1 protein-coding gene is annotated in these 246 nt (G+C 49.2%); it reads left to right on the top strand.

Going from position 1 to position 246, the window contains the following annotated elements; genetic code table 11:
* On the top strand, positions 1–246 hold a 246-nt coding region (locus tag SB765_RS32630), incomplete at both ends, for a hypothetical protein (RefSeq protein WP_410932894.1).

Below are 246 nucleotides of genomic sequence, written 5' to 3'. Positions count from 1 at the left end.
CCGGACATTAACGACTGTTTTGCCGTCCGCAGCTAAATTTTATTTGGCATTCGGCATAACCGCCGCAGGCCTGGTTTCAGGGAAGAGATCCCCTGTGGATTTCGTAAATAGTATTAAAAAGAGGCTTTCATCTGATCTCCTCTTCGCGGGTGGGTATGCGGGTCTAAATCTCGCAGCAATGGAGTATCTGCCTTCGAGCGTCGACGTCGGAATGACGACACCTGAAGATGTGAATTTATCAGCCAG

Origin of the sequence: Pseudomonas sp. SIMBA_067 (genome assembly GCF_046534675.1) — a bacterium.
In the GTDB taxonomy this organism is placed as follows: Bacteria; Pseudomonadota; Gammaproteobacteria; order Pseudomonadales; family Pseudomonadaceae; genus Aquipseudomonas; species Aquipseudomonas putida.
Note: the sequence above shows the minus strand (reverse complement) of the source record. Positions and strands in the feature narration are given on the sequence as shown.